Consider the following 1,162-nt stretch of genomic DNA (forward strand, 5'->3'; position numbering starts at 1 on the left):
GTGTGGTGACACGTAAATAGCCGCGCGATAGGGGTAGGATGGAGCTATGGCCCGTCCACCGGCACCACCGCTGCACTTGACCAAGAACGAACGCACACAACTCGAGGAGATCGCGGCGAGCGTCTCGCTGCCCCACCGTGCCGTGCGCGAGGCCAAAGGCCTGTTGATGGCCGGCGAAGGTGTGGCGAACTCGAGCATCGCCGAGGCGCTCGATGTCTCTCGTTCGACGGTTCTCCTGTGGCGGAGCCACTTCGAGACCGACGGAGTTGGCTGGGTGGGCGAAGTGCACGAAGGTCGAGGCCGCAAACCGGTCATCACCCAAGAACAGATAGATCAGATGATCAGCGACACGTTGCACACCACGCCGCCCGATGCCACTCACTGGTCGAATCGCACCATGGCGCAACACTGCGGGCTGTCGCGCACGACGGTCCAGCGCGAATGGCAGGCCCGTGGGATCAAACCTCACCTGGTCAAGACGTTCAAGGTCTCGAACGATCCGAACTTCGAGGACAAGTTGATCGATGTCGTTGGCCTGTATATGAACCCGCCCGACGGAGCCATCGTTCTCTCGTTCGATGAAAAGTCCCAGATCCAGGCCCTCGACCGCACCCAGCCCAGCCTGCCGATGAAACAAGGCCGCCCAGGGACAATCACCCACGACTACAAGCGCCATGGCACCACCACCTTGTTCGCCGCGCTCAACGTCCTCACCGGCGAACTCATCGGCCAGTGCTTCTCACGCCACCGACACGAGGAGTTCTTGGCCTTCTTGCGCCTGATCGACCGGGAGGTTCCTCGGGGAAAAGAGATCCACGTCATCTTGGACAACTACGGCACCCACAAGCACCCTGATGTCGTGGCGTGGCTGGAGAAGCACAAGCGCTTCCACTTTCACTTCACGCCGACGAGCTCATCTTGGTTGAACATGGTCGAGCGGTGGTTCGGTGCGATTACGACCAAGCGGATCAGGCGGGGCAGTTTCGGCAGCGTTCCCGAACTCATCGAGGCCATCGAGGCCTACATCGCCCATCACAATGAAGATCCCATTCCGTTCATCTGGACCAAGACGGCCAAGCAGATCATCACCAAGGTCCGACGTGGACGGGTGGCCCTCGAGACCGTCCATCAATCGCGCGCTATTTGAATGTCACCGCACTAG

The 1,162-nt window shown here is 60.5% G+C and carries 1 protein-coding gene; it reads left to right on the forward strand.

The features are described 5' to 3' along the window. Positions 1 to 46 precede the first annotated feature (46 nt). Positions 47 to 1,147, forward strand: a complete 1,101-nt coding sequence (locus IVW53_16145) for an IS630 family transposase (protein MBF6607089.1) — start codon at positions 47 to 49, stop codon at positions 1,145 to 1,147. The last annotated feature ends 15 nt before the right edge of the window (positions 1,148 to 1,162 follow it).

Source organism: Chloroflexota bacterium (genome assembly GCA_015478725.1).
GTDB lineage: Bacteria > Chloroflexota > Limnocylindria > Limnocylindrales > CSP1-4 > C-114.

Coding starts and splice junctions, on each gene's coding strand:
- IVW53_16145 (MBF6607089.1), top strand. CDS start 47: ATGGCCCGTCCACCGGCACCACCGCTGCACTTGACCAAGAACGAACGC.